At 53.6% G+C, this 2,168-nt stretch carries 3 protein-coding genes and 1 pseudogene; 2 read left to right on the top strand and 2 right to left on the bottom strand.

The features are described from left to right. Window positions 1-241 precede the first annotated feature (241 nt). Window positions 242-388 (top strand): annotated as a pseudogene (locus tag ACRESJ_RS21230) (ubiquinol oxidase subunit II); the annotation flags it as partial. A 344-nt stretch (window positions 389-732) separates the two neighbouring features. Here ACRESJ_RS21230 and ACRESJ_RS21225 read toward each other — a convergent pair. After that, the gene (locus tag ACRESJ_RS21225; protein ID WP_431759651.1) at window positions 733-1,044 is read right to left on the bottom strand and encodes a hypothetical protein; all 312 of its coding nucleotides are present in this window, start codon (window positions 1,042-1,044) and stop codon (window positions 733-735) included. Window positions 1,045-1,197: 153 nt separating this feature from the next. Continuing rightward, window positions 1,198-1,419: a hypothetical protein gene (locus ACRESJ_RS21220; protein WP_431759650.1), complete on the bottom strand. Its 222-nt coding sequence runs from the start codon at window positions 1,417-1,419 to the stop codon at window positions 1,198-1,200. Window positions 1,420-1,803: 384 nt separating this feature from the next. Here ACRESJ_RS21220 and ACRESJ_RS21215 point away from each other — a divergent pair. After that, a partial coding sequence (locus ACRESJ_RS21215) for a hypothetical protein (protein WP_431759649.1) occupies window positions 1,804-2,168 on the top strand: 365 nt, incomplete at its 3' end.

Here is a 2,168-nt window from a genome sequence, read left to right as displayed (position 1 = left end):
CTCATTAGTTGCACCGCCCCCTGGTACCCGCAATAGCTGTCGTCCCGGACATCTTGGAGACGACGGGGCTTGCCAGATTCGGCATGACGGGAGGGGTGAAAAATGAAATGCGCGACGCCACCATGCGGCTCCGTCGCCTTGCTGCTCAGGTCAAGCCTGCCCTGTCCGATGCGCTTTACCCTGACCACCGCCAACGCCACGCCGCAGGATGCCTTGCGGACCTTGCTCGCCGTTTGTGTTCACCCTGTGGGCGGCGGCCTCACCAGCCACCAGTCAGCTGTTCGCCCTGATTGGCGCACGGTTCATCCTGCCGATGATCCTGACGTACACCTTCTGCAGCTATTACGTGTTCCCCGGAAAAGTGAGGATTGGTGATGGCCTCAACTAATAAATCAATTGCTCGAATCACGACTAGGCCGATACCCCGTTATAAGCAGGTCGCTCAGTTGAGCTTAATGTTTATCGCGTTGCTGATTGCGCTGGCGTTGTCCACTGCACTGGCGATGGAAATGACCCTCGGAATGCTCTGACGAGTCCGGTAATAAAGCGAATCATCCTATTGGTATTGGCGAGCTATGTAGTTGATAGTTATTTGCATTACTATTCCAGCACATATATGAAGATCACAACACCTGTAGAAGGACAACTTTGGTAATTGGCTATTGTCAATTTCGGAGGCGAAGGCTTGGAGCAGCCGGGAACGTGGCCGAGCTGTCGCGCAATTCCGGAGACCTAACGAGCGATACTCGGTGATTGTTTTGTCCAGAGGAGGTTTATGGCATCTGTTTCAAGCGTCAGGTTGTTACCGACCCTGAGCCAGAACAGTATGTCGTTAGGCGTTGATACACTGAAAAAGATCCAGTGCCCCAACCCATCGGCCTTTTCCTCTACCTCTGCAACGTACAACGCGACCTCGCTTTCGCTAAGTTCCAGGGCATCGGAGATTTCTCTCTGTGTCGGCTTTCTTACGCTGCTCATGGTGAAATCCATTTCTTGAACAAAGTGCTGAAAGCATAGCTGAACAGCAAAACCTGGAATCTCCACCTGTCGCTTCCGGACACGCAGGGTGGCGCCTGATCAATCTCGCCACAGTGCCGGCCGATGAGTCAGCCCGCGACCTGAAATCGTAGTCAAGGAATATGGGGCGCGACAGCTTGCCAGGTTCGTCGAGACCGGTGTCGAAATCTGACGCTCTGGTTACTGCACTGGCGCAGTGTCCGCGGCTTGATCATATGCATCAATCATCACCTGAAGGGCGTTTGACACATGCGGATGCCCAACCCAGCGGTATGAAGCATTTCCAAGTAAGCCGGCTGCCGCGTTGTCCATCAGGCCTTTTACATCAAGCCCGCTGGCGATGGCCGCTCCAATAATTGCTACAAGCGCCTGCTCAAGTGTGATTTCGCGATCAGTGACCATTTCATCTCCTTGACCCGGTTCCATGCCGGCTATAGAGATAAATAGCTCAAGAGCAATCAAAATGCCACTACAGCTTGTCGAATCCGCTCACGGAGGACGGTGCCTGTGTGTTAGTCATCTCATGCGTGAAGATGACTGATGCAAAGCAATCAAGGCCCAACACCGGACTTTTCGTATCTGCCCTGTCACACCTTCGTCACACCTGCCAGGCACAATGCAGTCAGCCAAAGGGATTTGGCCCATCTACAGAAAGCCCGGCCAGTGCCGGGCTTTTTCGTAATCCTCCATTAGTCGGGCAATAGACGTCCCCCGTCCATAGGTCGTTGACGACCCCTTCCTGCTGAGCGTTGAATTTTCTTGCAGCTAATGCAGGGAGGTTACCGCATGGCAAAAATAAATATTCTGGCCGGGGATTTCCTTGAGGGATGTGCGGTTTATGAACCTGGCTTCATAACGATACAAACGGCTGTTTATCCATGGCCTGGCCTGAAGATTGCCACCTCCGAAATACTCGACACCATGGTGGTCAGTGAAACTTCGTACCGGGACGTATCGAGTGCTGTCGGTTTAGGGTTGGCAGGAGCATTGGCTCTTGGTCCGATTGGAGCTGTCGCCGGTGTGATGTTGGCAGACGATGAGGTCGAGCTGACCTTTTCGATGCAGCTGAGGGATGGAAGGTCGCTTCTCTGCGCCGCTGAGAAACGCACTTACCGAGACATCGAGGCAGCAATAGGCAAGCAGGCGATAAC

The sequence above is a fragment of the Pseudomonas sp. genome, from assembly GCF_050739655.1.
Taxonomy (GTDB): domain Bacteria; phylum Pseudomonadota; class Gammaproteobacteria; order Pseudomonadales; family Pseudomonadaceae; genus Aquipseudomonas.
This window is presented reverse-complemented; position numbering and strand designations above follow the sequence as displayed.